Origin of the sequence: Chitinophaga sp. ARDCPP14 (assembly GCF_051362515.1) — a bacterium.
Lineage (GTDB): Bacteria > Bacteroidota > Bacteroidia > Chitinophagales > Chitinophagaceae > Chitinophaga.
On sequence record NZ_JBKIXB010000002.1, the window covers coordinates 399,791 to 418,831 of the forward strand.

The following is a 19,041-nucleotide window of genomic DNA, read 5'->3' on the forward strand; positions in this document are numbered from 1 at the left end:
TTATACAAATGATCGTTAACCTATTCAGCTGCAGCTTCCTCGTTTACAGTAGTTTCAGCTACTTCTGTGAGCAGGCTGTCAGCGTTCTTTTCTTCTTTTAAAGTTTGCTCCAGTAATTTAACTACCTGTGAGTGTCCCATTACATTGGCCAGCGTACGTAAGCTGCCGTAGGCAGAAATTTCGTAGTGCTCAATTTTCTGGGAGGCAATGATGATACCGGCATCTCTCACGGCAGTATCGGCATCGGTATCTGCTACCACTTCCTGTCCTTCAGCTATCAGACCTTCCATGGCCTCACATTTTTTAGCCTGTGGTTTTTTACCAAGTATTTCAAATACCTGTTCCAGGCGGGCTACATGTTCTTTGGTTTCTTCCAAATGGTTGCCGATACATTCGCTCAATTCTTCCGAGGTAGCAGCTTTCTGCATTTTGGGCAATGCTTTTACCAGGTTTTTTTCTGCCCAGTAGATGTCTTTCAGTTCGTCCATAAACAGTTCATGGAATTTGGACTCCGGCATTTTTTCACTGCCTGCTTTTCTTGCGGTGCCGTTGCCGGCGGATTTAGTGGTAGGCATTGTAACAGATTTTTTTTAGATGAAAGAATGGTTAATGTTTATCAGGTGATTGTCTTTTAAAAGCTTCTTCTTTTCCCTCTATAGCCTGCGGATTAGCGGGGGTATGAGGTGTATCCCTGTCCGGTATTTCCTGCGGGATGGGTTCAATTTCCGGCTTGTTTGGCGGCGGTTGAACCGGTGTTGGGTTTTCTTTTCCCGGCTCTTGTTTATCTGGAGTTGGATCAGGAATCGGCTGTTTATTTCTATCCGGATTATTCATAACTCACAATTTTATTGGTTAAGAACTATTGTTAGTTATCCAAAGTTCATTCCACTAACTGAACAGGTTATTTTTGCCCGGGAAACAACTTTCTAAAACCCGCTACAGAACAGCGTTTAAAGGCACCCGTATCTCTGCGGTAATAGTGAGACAGGTGTGCTTACATTGCTTGTAGAATTTACCGGCATTCTGTGGAATATGTTGCTCAGAAAGACCTTCACGGAAAAAGGATATTTTTTAGTAGCGAAATTCAGGCAGAAATAGTAACTTGAAATGCTTTCTCAAGATCTCATACATACAGATGCATTTTTCAGTACACAAGAAAATCCGACTCGGGTTTTTCATTGCATTTACCGTTATCGTGGCGGCCTCGGTATTTTCGTACCTGGTGGCAAAGAACCTGCTGGACAATGCCGGCAGGCTTAATCACGCCATTGAAGTTTCCAAACGGCTGGAGGTAATTACCCGGCAACTCAAGGAGGCGGAAGCCGCCATCAGGGGATATGCCCTTACAAAAGACAGCGCCTTCCTGGATCCCAGTATGCAGGAACGCAGCAACAGGATTGAGCGGGAATACCTCCTGCTCCGGCAAATAACCAACGATAACCCGGTTCAGCAAAGACACCTGGATACCCTCCGTAGGCTGCTGGCCATCAAATACCAGCAACTGCAACTGGGCGGAGAAAATTCCACCCAGCTGAAACAGCTCTCCGATGTTAAGGAAGGCGAAAAGTCCATGGATCTCATCGACAATAAGGTGCGTGACATGATCCGGATTGAAGAAAGCCTGGTACAGGAGAAATCGGAACTGTTTCATTTCTTCTCGGTGATGTGGGTGCCCATGATCTTTATATCCTCGCTGGTAGCCATCCTGATAGGTATCTACTCTTATATCACCCTCACCAGGGAATTCAAACTGCAGCTGCATATTGAAAGCCGGATGAAATCCTATCAGCGTGATCTGCAACAAAATATCTCCCTCCTGAATAAAACCAACCAGGAGCTGGAGCAGTTTGCCTATGTGGCCTCGCATGACCTGCAGGAGCCGTTACGCAAGATATCGACCTTCAGTGACCGGCTGCAGATGAAATATAAAGACCAGCTGCCGCCGGATGCCACGCAGCTGATAGACCGTATGGTGTCGGCCGTTTCCCGGATGCGGGTACTGATCAATGACCTGCTCATCTTTTCCAGGGCCGGCCGCATTACCCCGGAAAGCATCACCCCCGTGGACATGACCAAACTCCTGCAGGAAGTGATCAGCGACCTGGAAGTGACCCTTGAAGAGAAGAACGTGCAGATCAAATACGACCAGCTGCCGGTAATAGAAGGCAGCGACACTTCTTTTCACCAGCTGTTCCAGAACCTGCTGGCCAATTCTATTAAGTTTGCCAGCCCGGACAGGCGCCTCGAAATCAATATCCATCACGAGGTAGTAACCGGGAAGGAATTGGGCATTGTAAAAGAAAGCCGGTGGAACGATTCTTACTGCCGTATCAGCCTGGACGACAATGGTATTGGATTTGAGCAGGCTTATGCCGACCGGATTTTTCTCATTTTCCAACGGCTACATGGCATCAGCGAGTATTCCGGCACAGGGATCGGACTGGCCATCTGCAAAAAAATTGTAGACAGCCACAATGGCTTCATACAAGCCCACGGAGACCCGGGGAAAGGCGCGTCTTTTGTTATTATCCTGCCCCTGCGACAGAGAAACCGGAATGATGAATCTGCGGAGCAATAAAGGTTAGCACCTTTATTGCTGTGAATTTTGTCACAAATTGCAAAACTCCTAATCTATTGCGATGAGCGAGCGCCCGATACACATTTTAATGATAGACGATGATGAAGACGATTTCTTTCTCGTAACAGAATTACTGCATGATATTTCACCCGGCCAATATGTGCTTGAATGGGCTTCTACCTATCAGAAGGGACTGGCTGCCATAGAAGACAATACGCACGACGTATTCCTGGTAGATTACCGGCTGGGGCCTAATACGGGTATTGATATCCTTCGCAGACTGCATCAGATGCATCATCAGCCGCCGGTAATTATGCTTACCGGTAAAGGCGATTATAATATCGACCGGGAAGCGATGCAGGCAGGCGCCTACGATTATTTGGTGAAGGGAGAAATGACCGCCGACCTGCTGGAAAGATCCATCCGGTACGCGCTCGATGAATTTAACCATCGCCGGTCTATTGAGGAAAGTGAGAAGAAATACTATGGCATTTTCGAAAAAGCACATGACCTGATTGTGCTGGCCGATTGTGACCGGAATATTATTGATGCCAATCCCGCCGCATTAAGAACCCTTCAATACAGCCGGGAAGAGATTCTAAAACTGCATCTGCGGGACCTCTTCATCTCCAAAGACCAGAGTGAGAATTTCCTGAATAATATCTGCAACAGCGGCATTGCTAATTTACAGGAATATGATTTTAAAACTGCCGACAACAAAAAAATGGTGGTGCTGATCAATGCTGTAATGCTGGACGAAGCAGCACAGATATTCCTCTGTGTAATCCAGGATATCACTGATAAAAAGAGGGAAGAACAGGAGAAACAACACCAGGAAAAATTTGTGATCACCGGACGTATTGCCAGGGTGATAGCGCATGAAGTAAGAAACCCGCTCACCAATATACTGCTGGCGGTAAGTCAGTTTAAGGAAGAAGAGGAAGTGGTGGCCAACGATGATACACTGATGTATACAGACATCATTGAACGGAATTGCACACGTATTAACCAATTGATTACGGAACTGCTGCACAGCACCCGTATGATTGAACTCCACATGGAACCTGTGGGGATTAATAACCTGATAGAGAAAGCGCTGCAGCTATCCGCGGACCGTTTGAAACTGAGTGAAATCCGTGTAGAAAAAAACCTCGTATCGCCGGATGTGATCATTAATGCAGATGAAGAAAAAGTGGTGATTGCCTTACTGAATATTGTTATCAACGCTATTGAGGCGATGGTGCCGGGGAAAGGCATACTCACCATTACCACTATGCGTAACCAGGATAAGGCAAAACTGATGATCCGCGACAATGGCACTGGCATACCGGAAGAAAAACTGGCGCGTTTGTTTGATCCTTTCTATACCAGTAAGTCGAAAGGCACCGGTCTTGGGTTGACCAGCACGCAGAACATTTTACTAAATCACAAAGGAACTATACATGTAGATAGTGAGCCCGGAAAGGGAGCGGTATTTACGATTGCAATACCCGCTATCGTATAAATTTATTCCCTGGGAGATGGCTCTCCCAGGGAATAAACATTTGTTTGATCAATAATTTATATTCAGCAACCGTAATTTATTATACAGGGTTTTACGGTCGATATTCAATACCTGTGCTGCTTTTGTTTTATTATACTTCACTTCTTTCAGCACATTTATAATCTTATTGTATTCTGCCTGGAGGGCCACTGTTTTTAGGTCATTGTCGTTGGAAAGAAGCGCCAGTTCACCGGAAACGTGTACTTCTTCCGGGATCTGGTTAAATGATTCTTTCATTTCCAGCGGTAAGGCAATCATGGTAATATCTTCCATTTCCGGCGTAAGCAAACAGGCTCTCCGGATCACATTTTTCAGTTCACGGATATTACCAGGCCAGTTGTATTGCTGGAAGCAATCCCATACTTCAGAAGAAATTTTACCGCATGATTTATCCAGTTCCCTTTCCACCTGGTCTACAAAGGCGGTAGTGAACAGTGGCAGGTCTTCGCGGCGTTCCCTCAAAGGCGGAATATAAATGGTGAACTCATTGAGGCGATGGAACAGGTCTTCCCTGAACTTACCGCGCTGTACTGATTCAGAGAGCTTTTCGTTGGAGGCTACAATGATACGTACGTCGATCGGTATTTCCTTCAGGCTTCCTACCCGGCGAATTACCTTTTCCTGTAGCACGCGTAACAGGGCCACCTGTATGTCATATGATAAATTGGAGATTTCATCCAGGAACAGGGTACCACCCTGGGCCTGTTCAAAAGCGCCTATTTTGGTATTGATAGCGCCGGTAAAAGAGCCTTTTTCATGACCGAATAATTCACTTGCCGCCAATTCTTTGGAGAGGCTGCCGCAATCCAGCGCAACAAAAGGCTGGTGATTTCTTTTACTGTGATGGTGAATAAGATGGGCCACGGATTCCTTACCAGTACCGGTTTCTCCGAAAATGATAACGCTGTAGTCTGTGGGCGCCACCAGTTTGATTTGTCTTATTAATTCTTTCGCACCTTCGCTTTCACCGTATACATATTTATTGTTCTTATCGTCCTGGTTACGGGACAGTAATGTTTCCCGGACTTCTTCGGGTTCACTGCCCGACTCCACTGGCCTGGATGCGCGTCTTTCCTGTTCCGCCTCTTTATGGGCGAAGGCTTTATGTACCAGGTTGAGAATTTCATCCGGGTACAGTGGTTTGGAAAGATAATCGTATGCGCCATTTTTCACCATTTCCACAGCTACTCTTACATCTGTGTAACCTGTAATAATGATAACAATGGTTGAAGGATTGATTTGATGGATATCCTGCAGCAGTTGTGCACCATCTGTATCTTTCAGCCGGTAATCACAGAGTACGAGGTCATAGGTTTTTTCTTTCATCATTTTAAGTGCAGCACCACCTGTCATGGTGGTATCTACATCAAAACCATGTTTCCCGAGAAATTTACTCAGGAGTGTACAGATATTAATTTCGTCGTCTATTATTAGAATATTTTTCATACTTCTTTAATATAGTGGTGATTGGCAACAGAATAGCTGGTTAAAATTACTGATTATAACCAATCGGGCGTTATCAGCTTTTTATTTTGATACTATCGATCAGTTCATCAACATTTTTGAGACTGAAAGGTTTAGCCAGGAAAAAAGCGGCTCCGGCTTTCAGTGCTGTTTGCTTTTCCATCGCATTGTCATAGGCGCTGATAGTGATTACAGGTAACGTAGGACAACGTTCCTTGATCACCGGCAAAGCCTCGAGTCCCGATCCGTCGGGCAGGTGGATGTCCAGAAAAAGGAGATCAGGCTGATGTTTGAAAATGGACTTCATGCCCGCCTCCAGTTCATGTACGTATTTTACATTATAGCCATGACGTACAAGCGTAAGTTGCAATAATCTGCATATATCCGGTTCATCATCTATAATCAATATGCTGGGATATTTCATGTTATTCTCAGTTGTAGCCAAGTCTGACTGGTGCCAGGCTGTTTTGTTTCGGTGTAACATACTTATGTTTATTCCATTGTTCCATTAATAGTCTGGCAATCAGGTAACATACAGTTGACTCGGCGCCCTGATTCTGGTTTATGTTATTTTTTTCCAGTCCGTCGTAGCAACCGTAAGTTAATGGATTATAAACAAGTTGTTTCAGGTGATTATTCCCTAAATACCAACTGAATGCCAAACGCATCTTTTCCAGATATGATTTATTTTTTGTGGTGTTATAAAACGTATTCAAAGCCAGCATGGTATAGGCTACTTCTATAGATTGTTCGCCACCGTCTTCCTGTTGCTGGGTGTTATTCCTGTGGTACCACGTTTTATTGCTGATCACCTTCATATGGCTGTCTGTAAAGGTTTTGCTGCAGAGGAAAGCCAGGCTGTTTTCCGCGGTTCTGCGGTAAGCGTCTATCCCGCTTACCTGGTAGGCCATCATCATTGCCTCAGGCAATACGGCATTACCGTAGGTGAGGTAGGATTCGTACCAATGCCAGGTTTCATCTGCTTCCTGTTTGTAATGGTCGTACAATTTTGCAGCCAGATGTTGCAAAATTTCCACTGCTTTGCCACCGGGTTTATAAGAAAGGTAATAATACAGCCCTTTGATGGTGAATGCCATCGCCCTGGGTGATTGCAGTGATTCCATCCAGTTGAAGCATTTGCTGAATATGGCGGATACGTCTTGCACGGCGTCAAAGGGCAGGTGATGCTGCGAAGCGAGGGCATACCCCAGCGCCCAGACCGCGCGTCCATTGGCGTCTTCCAGGTTTACTTCCTCATTCATTTTATTGAACTGGCGGTCGATATCCACATAATTAAGGAATTTCCCGGAAGGCTGCTGACAGTAAGCGATAAAGTCGATGTACTTACGGGTCAGCGAGTTAACGAAGCTGCTGGAATTTAATTCGCTGCTGTACATGCAGGTAGCAATAAGCGCCCGTGCGTTGTCGTCCAGCGTATATCCGAATGCAGGATCGGGGATGTCATGTTTGGAAAACTGCAGCATACCGATTTCATCGGTCATACGATCGATGTGATCGAGGTATGGTGGCGGCAGGTTGGGCAGGATCTTGTCTTCTGCCAGTGCTTCGCTGATTACGCTCATATGTGCGATGGCTACGTTTTCCCAGATGGAGCTGCGTGTTTTTTCGATGGCCGACTGGCTCATCTGTGCGCGCAGTTCCGGATTGCCGAGCAGCGGTATTGCGCAGGCAGCAATTTGTTCCGGGTTATTGAAATCTACCAGGCAACCGGCGCCGTCTTCCAGCATTTCGCGTGCCTGTACAAATGAGGTGGAGATCACCGCGCAACCGGCGCTCATGGCGTAAACGAAAGTTCCGCTTACTGCCTGGTGCGGGTCTTTTGACGTAAAAAGGTAAATATCTGTAAGAGATAAATAATCGAGTAATGTTTTCAGGGAGAGATAATTATTTACGAATCGTACATTGTTTTCCAGGCCGAGTTCCTGTACCAGTTGTTCCAGTGACTCGCGGTATTTTTCTCCTTCACGGGAGCATACTACGGGATGGGTTTTCCCGAGCACCAGGTAAATAGCGTTGGGATACTGTTTTACAATATCCTTCATGGCCCTGATGCCTGTTTCGATGCCTTTGTTTTCACTGAGCAAACCAAATGTGCTCAGCACCATCCTGCCTTCCACGTTGTATTGTTTTTTCAGTGCATCCACATCTTCCACGATATGCGCGTGTGTACCGTGTGGTATATGCACAATCTTTTCGGCGGGCACATGATATACCTGCTGCAGTAAGGTGGCAGAGGAGCGTGTCATTACAATCACTTTTGCGGCGAGTGCACTGATCAGGCTTACTACCTTGGTGCATTTATGATCAGGATAAGGCAGTACGGTATGGAAACGTACCACGAAAGGTTTATCCAGTAAGGAAAGCATGGCCAGGAGGTTATGACCGTATTCTCCGCCATACAGGCCAAATTCGTGTTCAAAACAAACCAGGTCTATTTTGTCGTTCTCATTTATTTTCTGTGCAAAATCAATACATGCATCAATATCGAACGGGTTCACCGAATAAGTAACGGGTGTTTCTTTCATATTGGCAGGTTTGCCTGCTTCTTCCAGTGCTGCCACCTCAATATTCAGATTACCGGCAAAATTCTTATTCATTGCGTTTACCAGGTCCTGTGCGAAAGTTGCAATTCCACATTCCCGGGGCGGGTAAGAAGTAACAAAAAGCAAGGTTCTAATCTTCATGGTAAAAATTTTATACTACGCAGTTAACAAGTAACCAGGTCCTCAATTTTCCAGATCGGGACATAGGATGTTTCAAATATCAATCCAATGCCTGCTGTATTAGGTTTCAGGGGATTCAGCTATCCGGAAGTGTAGAAATAACTCTACACATATTGTCCCGTATCCACAGGTAGGAGGTGTGGATAAAATAAAGGCGGACCATTTACATTTGATTAACAGTCATTATAATCATAATTGTTTATAATTGTATTACAATTTGCCCGAAATAGTGGTAATTAGGGATACAAATAGCAACATTATTATCGTAATTGGTAATCAATAATGTTTCTTTGTCCATTTCAGCTTATTTTAGCTGAAGTAAGCACCCAAGCTACCATGTGAAGCGCAAATTTTAACCATTCCATTTTCTCATTTAAACCCAATCGCCGTTATGCGAAACATTGCATGTACATTTAATGTAGATGGTGTTCCAACCAAAATCAGTTTGAGGAAACTCCCACGGCAAAGGCGCTTTCAAGCCATTATTGACCGTAATATCACGGAATATATCATCTCGGACGAGACCAATGAGATTGAGTATTACGAGGGACCGGTGTTAAGCGAGTATCTTTTCACCCGGATTGCCAGTCTTATTAAGCAGTATTTCCCGAATGTGCGGGCAATTATGAAGATCGGGGAAGATAATTATGAGGACTACGATGATTTTTAGGCGACTGGCAAACGGCTGTTAGCCTGGGAAGACTAACAGCCGGCCATTTTATATAAATCCTTTTTCAAGGGACAGGAACGCCTCTGAAGGATGCACCTGCTGCCATAAGATAGCATATACGGCCTGGGCAACCGGCATATACGCCCCTATATTCCTGTTCATTTCATGCATACATTTACTGGCGTAATAACCTTCTGCGATCATATTCAGTTCCAGCTGGGCCGCTTTTACACTGTACCCTTTCCCGATCATATTACCAAAAGTACGGTTACGGCTATGCAGTGAATAGCAGGTAACCAACAGATCGCCCAGGTAAGCGCTGGCGCTGTAATTATGCACTACCGGCTCCGTTCCGGCCACCGCCGCTTTCTGTTCTTCATATTTTTCGAGGAAACTTTGCATTTCCCGGAAACAGTTGGTAATAAATACGCTGAGGAAGTTATCTCCATACTCCTGCCCGTGTGCAATACCGGCGCCCATGGCGTAAATATTTTTAAGTACCGCCGCCAACTGTACGCCAATCACATCGGTGTTTACAATTGTTTGCAGGTAACTGCCGGTAAATTTATCGGCAATGGACTGGGTAGTGTCCAGGTGAGCGCCGGAGAAGGTAAGGTAAGACAGCTTTTCGCTGGCTACTTCTTCTGCATGGCAAGGGCCTGTAATCGTGAAATACCGGCTTGCCGGTAAATTGAATTGTTTGAGAAGATATTCTCCTATCAGGTCGTTGGTACTTGGTACCAGCCCTTTAATAGCAGAAATGACCTTTTTATTGATCAATGCATCGGCGGGTAATAAGCCCAACACATCTTCCAAAAAGGCACTTGGAACAGCCAGCACCAGCTCATCGCAGGCCGCCACTACTGCTTTTACATCACTACTGAGGCTCAGCAGGCTGGTATCGAAATATACGGAGGTGAGATAATGTTTATTATGATGACGCAGCTGCATATGACGTATGGTGTCTTCATTCCTTATCCACCAATGTATATGATGCCCGTTATCTGTCAGGATCTTAGCCAGTGCAGTAGCCCAGCTGCCACTGCCTATAATTCCAATGCTCTTGCTCACAATGCAAATTTTTATGCAATGTAATTAAAAAGCAATAAAGCCGTTTTGCGGGCGCGGAGGTTGTCTTACTCAGGATTACGCTGATTTTGCTGATTACCACGATTTTTATTCTTTTTCTCTTGGAGATGGGATAATTAAAGAAGTGAGGGAAAATGATGTACGTGATGCTTTGCAGTTGCTTTTAACATGCTTTGGAGATACTATGGAGATACTTTGAACATGTCTTTAATGTGGAGATAACATGGAGCTGATGTGGAGGTGACGTGGACTTGATCGGTAAGATGGTGGTAGTCAGTTTGTTGCACAGGGTTTTGGTGTGCTGCTTAGACGCGCTTCGAGGAAATTCGTATTATATATCAATGTTTTATACATTTTTCAAAGATAAAACTGATCAGCGAAAACACCAAAAAAAGAGGTCGTTTTTCTATGTTGAAAAACGACCTCTTTTTTTATATGAAGTTGTGTAACTGCGTTATTTTGCCTGCCCTTCAAACAGTTCGGCCTTCGGTACTACTTTTACTTTTTTGCCATTTTCGAGGGTACGTGAGATGGCGGTATAAGGAGCGCTGATCACCTGGTCGCCGGCTTTCAGGCCGGAAGTGATCTGGATCCAGGCGTCGTCCTGTACGCCGGTTTTAACGGGTACCATTTTAACGGTACCATCTTTCTGCAGTATAAATACCACCTCGTTCAGCACGGGTTTGGTATCGGCAGAAGAACCGGGGGTAGTATTATCCTGTACCGGCGCCGCTTTCTTTTTGTCGTCCTTTCCTTTGGTAGAATCGGCGTCGCGGGTAGTTACGGAGTTAATTGGGATGGCCAGTACATTATTTACATGCCTGGTTTGAATATCCACACTGGCACTCATACCAGGGCGGAAGGGATACGTTTTCTTGTTTTTATCAAGAAGATCCTGGTAGCTTTCCTGCAGGATGCGGATATGTACAATGTAGCTGGTTACCTGCTCTGCGGAGGATGCAGTGCTTACCGTAGCGGTGGCGGCGCCTTTGCTGGAGCTGGCAATTTGTGTTACAATACCTTTAAACTCCCGGCTGTTATACGCATCCACTTCAATAATGGCGGTATCGCCGTATTTTACTTTTGGAATATCGTTTTCGCCTACGTCTACCTGTACTTCCATGGTGTTCATATCAGCGATACGCAGCATTTCGGTACCGGTCATTTGTGCAGTACCCACCACGCGTTCTCCTTTCTTTACAGACAGCAGGGAAACGATACCGCCCATGGGAGCGGAAATGGTGGTACGACCCAGGTTTTTATTGGCTTCATTCAGGTTGGCCTGCGCACTGGCAACGGCAAACTTGTTTCCGTTGATCTGTTGCACAGCCGCGTTATAATCTGCCAGGGAGGCGAGATAAGTTGCTTCGGCTGTTTCAAACTCTGATTTGGAGATTACTTTCTGGGCAAGGAGTTCTTTGTTCCTGTTGTAGGCAGCCTTGTTTTGATCAAGACGGGCCTTAAAGGAGTTCAGCGCCGCAGCGGAGTTGGCCAGCTGCGCCTGCGACTGGCTCATGGAGGCCGCCGCTTTATCTACCATCGATCCGTAGATATCTGCGTATATACGTGCCAGTACCTGTCCTTTTTTTACGGAGTCGCCTTCCAGGATGGGAAGGTCTGTGATTTCGCCGGAAACGTCGGAGCTTACTTTTACTTCTATTTCAGGATAAATTTTACCGCTGGCGGTAACTACTTCTATAATATTTCTATTAGAAGCATTGTCTACAGCAACTTTAAGTCCTTCTTCCTTACCAATTACCCCGGCCGCTTTAAGCACCAGGAACAAAATAACGAGTGAACAAAGTATGCCTATGAACCAGTAAAGTTGTTTCTTCTTCATAAAGCAATTTAATTTCCCGGAACGGCTACAGTGATATTTTCTGATCCCGGTAGAATTCCAGCAATTTCATTTTAAATATGTAATCGTATTGAGCAAGCACCTTGTTTACCTGCGCATTGTACAATTTACTTTGCGTTGTGATATAATCAATGGTGTTCATTAATCCGAGGTTGAAGCGTTTGGTGGCAAAATCATACGCTTTCTGGGCTGCCATTACGCCTGTGGCAGATGCATTATATTTCTGTAAGGCCGCTATTGCATTGGCATGGGCGGTATAAATATCCTGCCGGAGTTTCTGGTGATCCAGGTCGCGGATCAGTTCCTGGCTGTATACATTTATTTTAGCCCTGGCTACAGTGGTACGTTGCTGCCAGCCATTAAAAATAGGTATGTTAAGCGTTAATCCAATATTTTTCCGGTAGGTGTTGCTGATCTGATCATGAAACGGCAGCACCTTTGTTTGCGCAATATCCTCGTAATAGTTATTGGCGTAGTAGGTACTGAGGCCGCCGCTTATGCTCAGGTTGGGATACAACTGCGCTTTGGCCGCCTGGTATGCTTTGGCGGCGCTCTGGATCTTCAGTTCATCCGATTTTACCAGCGGGTAGTTGGTTAAAGCGGCGCTGTACACCATTTCCGGCGCCATTTCCTGCAAGGCAGATAATGGCAGGGAAGAAATATTTTCAGGTACATCCGGTTTAAAGGGGATCTCAAATCCGAGGTTGAGATAAGCCTTCATCTGGAGAATGGCCAGGGTCACGTTGTTCTGGGCGGTTACGAGGTTACTGCTGTCCAGTGCCAGTTGCGCTTCCAGGTCGGCCTGGTTGCTTTCCGGTACGGAACCTGCGATAACCAGTTTCTTGGTATTATCCAGGTTGGAATTGGTCAGCCGGACGTTTTCTTCGTTTACTTTCTCTGTTTGAATATTGAGCAGTATCTGCAGGAAAGCAGTGGCCACGTTAAACGCGAGGTCATTCCTGGCTTTTTCCAGCAGGAAGCTATTGGCCTGTGCATCCAGTTTGTTGGCGGCAATTGTTTTTTGCTGATAAAACCAGCTAAAAAGGTTCGCCTGCATATTCAGGTTACCACTGGAGTTAAACACGGTTTGGTTAACATACTGGTTATCTCCCAGGCTGGCGCTTCTACCATCCGTATACCCTCCTGTTACTGACCCGCTGAAACCGGGGATCATTTGCAGGCGGCTTTGCTGTAAAGTGAGATCTGCCAGGCGTTTTTGAACTTCCTGTTGTTTAACTGTCAGGTTATTTTGCAAGGCATAATCCACACAACGTTGTAAACTCCACGTATCCTGCGCATCAGCGGATGTTATGTTAGCAAACAATAAAATCAGGATTACTCCTGCTATTCGGGATATTCTCATAACATTCCAAAAATATAATAATTGTGATGATACTTTTCCACCCTTCTTGATAGAAGGCAAAAATTTAGTAGGTATGGCAGTATACCTCACTAATTGAGTGTACAACATAATCTTTTTTTTACAAATTCTTAAAACTGATCCGCCTTTCTTATGGCTGAATATGTCCATCGCGGATCTGGATAACGCGGTTGCCATAGGTGGCATTCACGTCTGAGTGGGTTACCTGCACGATTGTAATTTTATCTTGTTCATTCAGGTGTTTAAACAGCTGCATGATCACTTTCGCCTGATCGGAGTGCAGGTTACCGGTGGGTTCATCGGCCAGGATCACCCGGGGTTCGGCCACAATAGCGCGGGCAATACCTACCAGTTGCTGCTGTCCGCCGGATAGCTGGTTGGGAAACAGGTCTTTTTTAGCTACCATATTAAAGCGGTCCAGTACATCTGCCACCCGGCTCTTTCTTTCTGAAGCTGGAATGTTCTTGTACAGTAACGGCGTTTCAATATTTTCGTACACGGTTAATTCGTCAATCAGGTGATAGGCCTGGAACACAAATCCAATGGAACCCCGGTGCAACTGGGTCCTTTTTTTCTCGTTCATCCTGTCCACACGCTCTCCTTCAAACAGGTATTGTCCTTCGGATGGTTCTTCCAGTAAACCCATAATATGCAGCAAGGTAGATTTCCCGGAACCGGAGGGCCCCATAATAGATACAAACTCGCCTTCATTGATAGTGAGGTCGATATCTTTCAGGATATAATTTTTTCCGAATCCAACCGGGTAATGCCTGGAAATTTTCTGCAATTGTATCATGATCGGTAATTTGTTTTTAATTTATGTTGATATTTTCTGCATATCGGCTCAGCAATATAATTAAAAGTAGCTGCTCCGGTTATCCAGATTAGTTTATTCTGATCTCAGGCTTTTAACCGGGTTCATTAATGCCGCCTTCACTGACTGCAAACTCACGGTGAGCAAAGCGATTACAATGGCGATAGTGCCTGCCAGGAGAAAGGTGCCTGCATGTAAACGGGTGTGATAGGCAAAGCCTTCCAGCCATTGATGCATAGCATACCAGGCAAACGGGGAAGCAATACAAAGCGATATCAGCACCAGCTTAATAAAATCTTTCGACAGCAACGCCACTACACTGGTGGCCGAAGCGCCCAACACCTTGCGGATACCCACTTCGCGGGTACGCTGTTCTGCAGTAAACGCAGCCAGCCCCAGTAAACCAAGACAGGAAACAAGGATAATAACAATAGAAAAGGTTGATAAAATGGTACCGGTTCTGAATTCCGATTTATATAATCCGTTAAAGTCTTCGTCCATAAAATGATATCCGAAAGGCACAGCGGGCAGGTATTCCTTCCAGATCCTTTCTATCCCTGCTATCACCTGCTGCTGGTTATCTCCTGAAGTTTTGATAAGCACTTCCCCGAACCATTCATATTCCGGGAAAACAACAATAGGTTCAATTTTGGTTTTCATAGAAGCGAAGTGAAAGTCCTTCATCACCCCTTTGATGGTTCCTGCGCGGCCATTCATCACCATGCGTTTTCCAACTGCCGTTTCAGCCGTCCAGCCCAGCTGCTTTATGGCGGTTTCGTTGAGCAGGAAATGATATACCCGGTCTTTATCTTCCTTTAAAATATCCTGTACATCGGCGTCGGTTAAGTTTGCACCGGCCAGCAATGAAATTCCCATTGTTTGCAGGTAATCTTTCTCCACGGGGATCGCGGTAATATTCATACTGTAATCCGCCGGTTTCCCTTCCAGGTTACCAATAGTGTAGCCACCGCCCACCGATACCGGTGAGTCGTACGAGGCGCTGACATATTTGATACCTGACTGCTGCAACAGCCTGCCCTTGAAGGCTTCCAGCATCTGCCGGTTAAAATTTTCTCCTGATAATACCAACACCTGCGACCTGTCCAGTCCTAATTTCTTTTGCTGAATATATTTTAGCTGGTTGCTCACCACCAATGTGCAGATGATAAAGAACACGGAAGCGGCAAACTGGAATACGACGAGGCTTTTACGGATGCTGCCACCTGAAGTGTGCATGACCCGTCCCTTTAATACCTGTACCGGCCGGAAGCCCGACAGGAACAAGGCCGGATAGGTACCTGCAAAAAAGGTGGTACAAAGAAAAACACCCGCCAGCCACAGGTAGATGTGATAGCTGTCCAGTCCGAGCTTCAGGGTAACGCCGGCCATATTGTTAAATACCGGCAGTAATACCAACGCAATCATTATTCCCAGCACCACAGCGCAGAAGCTGATCAGCGTAGACTCGGCAATGAACTGCCAGAACAGCTGCCCGCGCACGGCGCCCAGGGCTTTCCGCACACCGATTTCACGGCCTCTTTCCGCGGAACGGGCCGTGGCGAGGTTCATAAAGTTGATACATGCAATCAGCAGCAATAGCGCGGCTATGATGGTAAGAATATAATTATAGCGGATATCCCCGCCAGCTTCTGTTGAATTAAGGGCAATAGAATGGAGATGAATTCCCGGTACGGACTCCGGCACAAAATCAAGCGTAACGCCACTCCTGGTAACACTCCCCATCTGTTCTTTTATCAGGTTCTGTAACCTCCCGTGCAGCGCGCCGGTAGTGGCTTTGCCGGCCATCTGTACGTAGGTGTAATCATTGGCTGAATTCCAGGTGTCTTGCCTACCCAGCGAGGCATAACTGGCTACAAAATCAAACTTCAGGTGGGTGTTCGCAGGAGCATCTATGGCTACACCGGTTACCTGGTATTCATTTTTGTTATTAATCTTCAGTGTTTTGCCTACTATATCCGTGGTGCCAAAATACTTCCTGGCCATTGTTTCAGATAGTACCACCATATTGGGCCCGCTCAAAACAGTGGCTGCATTTCCTGCTATCAGCGGGAAAGAAAACATGTTGAAAAAAGCAGGATCTGCATAAAGAAACCCCTTCTCGTTCATTACCTTGTCGCCATAAGCCACCGTAGTAGCTGAAGGATAGGCCCTGGAGATGTATTTCACCTCCGGAAAATCCTTCATCACCGGCGCCAGTCCGCTCGGGGTGAGGGCGGTATGGGTTACTTCCTGGTCTTTCTCGCCATAGTCGAAGCGGATACGATATAATTCCGTGGCATGTGCATGGAAGTTATCGTAGGTCCATTCATTCCTTAAATACAGCGCCAGCAGTATGAAACAGGCAATGCCCGCAGACAGACCGGTGATATTGATCGCCGAATACAGTTTACGTTTCTTCAGATTTCTTAAAGCTGTTTTCAGATAATTACGCCACATCATAGGTGATATTTTAATATTAATCCCTTGTTAAACTGTTTACCGGGTTTGCCAGCGCGGCTTTCACGGATTGCAGGCTCACGGTTAAGAATGCGATACATACCGCCATCAGCCCTGCTGCCCCGAATACCCACCAGTGAATGGTGGTATGGTATTCAAAGCCTTCCAGCCATTGATGCATGAAATACCAGGCTGCCGGGGCGGCTATTAATACGGCTACGAGTACCAGGCGAAGAAAATCTTTCGATAACAGCATCACAATTCCACTCACTGATGCGCCCAGTACTTTACGGATCCCGATTTCTTTTTTGCGGTGTGCCATCACCAGTACTGCAATAGCAAATAATCCCATGCAGGAAATGATAACGGCGAGTACCGCCCCGCTCATAAATATCTTTGAAAAGCGTTGTTCCTGTGTATATAGCCGTTGTGCATTTTCATCGAGGAAAGAAGGATCACTTTCTGACAGCTCATTAATTCCCTTCCAGAGTGCAGTGATCTTTTTCAGTGATGCCACCGGGTTGGATGTTTCTACTTTAACGAAGATATAATTCAGGGGAGCGTTCATGATCATCACCAGCGGACTGATTTTCTTATGTAATGATTCAAAGTGATAATCTTTCACCATGCCGATGACGTGCAACGGCGGCTCGTCCTCGCTCATGCGGAAGCTTACGCCTATAGGATCAGTTACGCCTAATTGTTTCGCCATCAGTTCATTGATCACCACAGCGTTACTGTCTGTTCCATACTCCCGGGAGAAATCGCGGCCGGATAATATTTTCAGGTCCAGTGTTTTGGCGTAGTCGTAATCTACTGCGAGGCATTGCGTGGAAACATGGCGATCTTTATACATAAAGCCCCTGGTCCAGTTGCCGGAAGACCCGTCCTTTCCCAGGCCGAGGTTTAACATGCTGCCACTCACGCTTCTTACTTCGCTCAGCTCTGTGAGCCTGTTTTTCATGGAAGTGATATCAGACGGCGTAGCATTATCAAGCGGGATGCTGATCACCTGGGATGAGTTGTATCCTAACGGGGCCGACTGTATGAAATTAAGCTGTTGCCAGATGATGGAGGTACAGCTGATCAGCACCACTGCTACCATAAACTGTACTATAATAAGCCCGTTGCGCACCCCGCTGCTTTTACCCATACCCAGCTTGCCTTTCAGCACCTCCAGGATATTGAGTCGCGCTACTTTCCAGGCGGGATAACCACCTGCCAGTAATGTGATCACGAAGAAACCGGCAATGGCGCCGGCTAACACCCAAATATTACGGAAGATGCCCAATGCAATATGATGCCCAAACACCTGGTTGTAATAAGGCAGCAGCAGGATCATCAGGCCCAGGCTCAGTACCAGTGCAAAGCAGCACAGGAGAAAAGCTTCTGCCCAGAACTGCAGCAGCAGCTGGCCATTTTGTGCACCCAGCGATTTCCGCAATCCTATCTCACCGCTGCGGGCAAAGGATCTGGCAATGGAAAGGTTTATAAAATTGATAGCGGCTATACTGATGATCAGCGTAGCAAGGATGATCATCAGCCAGGGATAAAATTTATTCAGGCCACTGTAAAAAGTACTCTCTGCATTGAGGTGAAAATCTTTCAGCGGCAATCCTTTCAGGTAAAACACATTTTTAACGCCACCCGCATTCTTCTGAAGGTCTTCTATCTTCCCTTTATAATATTTGTTCACCACCACACTCATATTTTTCTCGAAAGAAGTTTTACTGACGCCAGGTTCCAACTGAACAAACAGTGGAAAATTAGAGGCGCTCCAATCGTTTTTGGTGATGTTATACTCCGGTTCATTCTCAAATCGTGTGAGTAATTCGAAGCCCATTCCAGAATTATCGGGGATATCTGCTGCTATTGCGCTTACAATGAAAGGCTGCCATTTACCACCCAGGTTCAGTTCCACCGTTTGGCCTACCGGATCGGTATCTTTAAACAGTATGCCGGAAGCGCGTTTTGTGAGCACCACCTGGTTCAACTGCTGCAGTGCGCTATTCTTATCTCCCTTTAGCAGTGGAAAGGTGAACATCTTCAGAAAATCCTTGTCTACCATTTGCGCACCCAGGTAATAGTGGTTGGTACCATATCTTACAGGCACGTTATACCCGGCTATAAAAGTGGTATACTTTACGCCCGGTACTTCTTTCTGCAAAGCTACTGCCAGTGGCTTCGACATACTGGCGCCTGTTTTTACCTGGCCTCCGGTATCTTCCACGCCAATCAGCTGGTATATATCTTCCCCATTTTTATGAAAATTATCGTAAGTCCATTCCCGGTATGCGGTAAGAGACAAAAGCAATGCAGCACATAATGCGGTACTCATTCCCACGATGTTAACCGCAGCGAACACTTTCTGTTTCCGCAAATTCCTCCAGGCAATTTTTAAATAGCTCTTTAACATACGGTTATATTTAAAGTGATAAAAATA

Annotated in this window: 14 protein-coding genes; 3 read left to right on the top strand and 11 right to left on the bottom strand. The window is 45.9% G+C overall.

Annotated elements, in window-relative coordinates:
* Positions 1-20: 20 nt before the first annotated feature.
* Together ACLHR0_RS06275 and ACLHR0_RS06280 are read right to left on the bottom strand one after the other, a co-directional pair.
* Positions 21-575, bottom strand: coding sequence for a ferritin-like domain-containing protein (locus ACLHR0_RS06275; protein ID WP_436485393.1), 555 nt, complete (start codon positions 573-575; stop codon positions 21-23).
* Between the two features lie 31 nt (positions 576-606).
* Positions 607-834, bottom strand: coding sequence for a hypothetical protein (locus ACLHR0_RS06280; protein WP_436485395.1), 228 nt, complete (start codon positions 832-834; stop codon positions 607-609).
* Positions 835-1,135: 301 nt separating this feature from the next.
* Here ACLHR0_RS06280 and ACLHR0_RS06285 point away from each other — a divergent pair, with 301 nt between their 5' ends.
* Both ACLHR0_RS06285 and ACLHR0_RS06290 read left to right on the top strand, forming a co-directional pair.
* Entirely contained in the window at positions 1,136-2,578 is a 1,443-nt protein-coding gene (locus ACLHR0_RS06285) for a sensor histidine kinase (protein WP_436485396.1), read from the top strand.
* A 61-nt stretch (positions 2,579-2,639) separates the two neighbouring features.
* Entirely contained in the window at positions 2,640-4,082 is a 1,443-nt protein-coding gene (locus ACLHR0_RS06290) for an ATP-binding protein (RefSeq protein ID WP_436485398.1), read from the top strand.
* A 48-nt stretch (positions 4,083-4,130) separates the two neighbouring features.
* On the opposite strand, the gene ACLHR0_RS06295 is transcribed toward ACLHR0_RS06290, so the two are convergent.
* From ACLHR0_RS06295 to ACLHR0_RS06305, 3 genes are all read right to left on the bottom strand, one after another.
* A complete protein-coding gene (locus tag ACLHR0_RS06295) occupies positions 4,131-5,567 on the bottom strand; it encodes a sigma-54-dependent transcriptional regulator (RefSeq protein WP_436485400.1) in 1,437 nt (478 codons plus the stop codon).
* A gap of 73 nt (positions 5,568-5,640) precedes the next feature.
* The gene (locus tag ACLHR0_RS06300; RefSeq protein ID WP_370908655.1) at positions 5,641-6,009 is read right to left on the bottom strand and encodes a response regulator; all 369 of its coding nucleotides are present in this window, start codon (positions 6,007-6,009) and stop codon (positions 5,641-5,643) included.
* A gap of 7 nt (positions 6,010-6,016) precedes the next feature.
* Positions 6,017-8,290, bottom strand: coding sequence for a glycosyltransferase (locus tag ACLHR0_RS06305; RefSeq protein WP_436485402.1), 2,274 nt, complete (start codon positions 8,288-8,290; stop codon positions 6,017-6,019).
* A gap of 430 nt (positions 8,291-8,720) precedes the next feature.
* On the opposite strand from ACLHR0_RS06305, the gene ACLHR0_RS06310 reads away from it, so the two are divergent.
* Complete coding sequence (locus tag ACLHR0_RS06310) at positions 8,721-8,999, top strand: hypothetical protein (protein ID WP_079471254.1); 279 nt, start codon at positions 8,721-8,723, stop codon at positions 8,997-8,999.
* A gap of 48 nt (positions 9,000-9,047) precedes the next feature.
* Here ACLHR0_RS06310 and ACLHR0_RS06315 read toward each other — a convergent pair whose 3' ends face one another.
* From ACLHR0_RS06315 to ACLHR0_RS06340, 6 genes are all read right to left on the bottom strand, one after another.
* Complete coding sequence (locus ACLHR0_RS06315; protein WP_436485405.1) at positions 9,048-10,070, bottom strand: NAD(P)H-dependent glycerol-3-phosphate dehydrogenase; 1,023 nt, start codon at positions 10,068-10,070, stop codon at positions 9,048-9,050.
* A gap of 472 nt (positions 10,071-10,542) precedes the next feature.
* A complete protein-coding gene (locus tag ACLHR0_RS06320; protein ID WP_370908658.1) occupies positions 10,543-11,928 on the bottom strand; it encodes an efflux RND transporter periplasmic adaptor subunit in 1,386 nt (461 codons plus the stop codon).
* A 25-nt stretch (positions 11,929-11,953) separates the two neighbouring features.
* Positions 11,954-13,309: a TolC family protein gene (locus ACLHR0_RS06325; protein WP_429042701.1), complete on the bottom strand. Its 1,356-nt coding sequence runs from the start codon at positions 13,307-13,309 to the stop codon at positions 11,954-11,956.
* 148 nt (positions 13,310-13,457) lie between these two features.
* Entirely contained in the window at positions 13,458-14,123 is a 666-nt protein-coding gene (locus ACLHR0_RS06330; protein WP_429042704.1) for an ABC transporter ATP-binding protein, read from the bottom strand.
* Positions 14,124-14,216: 93 nt separating this feature from the next.
* Positions 14,217-16,601 (bottom strand): ABC transporter permease, encoded by a 2,385-nt coding sequence (locus tag ACLHR0_RS06335; RefSeq protein ID WP_436485408.1) that lies wholly within the window; start codon positions 16,599-16,601, stop codon positions 14,217-14,219.
* Between the two features lie 16 nt (positions 16,602-16,617).
* Positions 16,618-19,014, bottom strand: coding sequence for an ABC transporter permease (locus ACLHR0_RS06340; protein WP_429042709.1), 2,397 nt, complete (start codon positions 19,012-19,014; stop codon positions 16,618-16,620).
* Positions 19,015-19,041 lie beyond the last annotated feature (27 nt).

What these genes read in the sequence shown, in the direction of transcription:
- ACLHR0_RS06275 (WP_436485393.1), bottom strand. Translation starts at nt 575, where the DNA reads ATGCCTACCACTAAATCCGCCGGCAACGGCACCGCAAGAAAAGCAGGC.
- ACLHR0_RS06280 (WP_436485395.1), bottom strand. Translation starts at nt 834, where the DNA reads ATGAATAATCCGGATAGAAATAAACAGCCGATTCCTGATCCAACTCCA.
- ACLHR0_RS06285 (WP_436485396.1), top strand. Translation starts at nt 1,136, where the DNA reads ATGCATTTTTCAGTACACAAGAAAATCCGACTCGGGTTTTTCATTGCA.
- ACLHR0_RS06290 (WP_436485398.1), top strand. Translation starts at nt 2,640, where the DNA reads ATGAGCGAGCGCCCGATACACATTTTAATGATAGACGATGATGAAGAC.
- ACLHR0_RS06295 (WP_436485400.1), bottom strand. Translation starts at nt 5,567, where the DNA reads ATGAAAAATATTCTAATAATAGACGACGAAATTAATATCTGTACACTC.
- ACLHR0_RS06300 (WP_370908655.1), bottom strand. Translation starts at nt 6,009, where the DNA reads ATGAAATATCCCAGCATATTGATTATAGATGATGAACCGGATATATGC.
- ACLHR0_RS06305 (WP_436485402.1), bottom strand. Translation starts at nt 8,290, where the DNA reads ATGAAGATTAGAACCTTGCTTTTTGTTACTTCTTACCCGCCCCGGGAA.
- ACLHR0_RS06310 (WP_079471254.1), top strand. Translation starts at nt 8,721, where the DNA reads ATGCGAAACATTGCATGTACATTTAATGTAGATGGTGTTCCAACCAAA.
- ACLHR0_RS06320 (WP_370908658.1), bottom strand. Translation starts at nt 11,928, where the DNA reads ATGAAGAAGAAACAACTTTACTGGTTCATAGGCATACTTTGTTCACTC.
- ACLHR0_RS06325 (WP_429042701.1), bottom strand. Translation starts at nt 13,309, where the DNA reads ATGAGAATATCCCGAATAGCAGGAGTAATCCTGATTTTATTGTTTGCT.
- ACLHR0_RS06330 (WP_429042704.1), bottom strand. Translation starts at nt 14,123, where the DNA reads ATGATACAATTGCAGAAAATTTCCAGGCATTACCCGGTTGGATTCGGA.
- ACLHR0_RS06335 (WP_436485408.1), bottom strand. Translation starts at nt 16,601, where the DNA reads ATGATGTGGCGTAATTATCTGAAAACAGCTTTAAGAAATCTGAAGAAA.
- ACLHR0_RS06340 (WP_429042709.1), bottom strand. Translation starts at nt 19,014, where the DNA reads ATGTTAAAGAGCTATTTAAAAATTGCCTGGAGGAATTTGCGGAAACAG.